A 243-nucleotide genomic window follows, 5' to 3' on the forward strand; every position below is an offset into this window, starting at 1 on the left:
CGCCGGCAGCAGCAACTCGGGCATCTCGTCCTGACCGCTGCGCAGCTGTTCGAGATAGCGGCGCAGCACGTGCAGTCCACGACAGATCGCCATGAGGTGCTCGTCGTGCTCGGCACCGGCACCGGCACCGGCAGGAATGTCATTGGCGATCTGCAACGTCTGATGGGCGAGCAACTGGGCGCCGGTCAGCTCGATCAGCGTCAGGGCGCCACGAATCTGGCCAATGCTCTCGACCGCGCGCTG

Annotated in this window: 1 pseudogene; it reads right to left on the reverse strand. The window is 66.3% G+C overall.

From position 1 onward, the window contains the following. Window positions 1-243 (reverse strand): annotated as a pseudogene (locus QMX82_RS25795) (ferrous iron transporter B); the annotation flags it as partial.

The organism is Pseudomonas sp. PS02302, from assembly GCF_029959585.1.
Lineage (GTDB): Bacteria > Pseudomonadota > Gammaproteobacteria > Pseudomonadales > Pseudomonadaceae > Chryseomonas > Chryseomonas aestiva.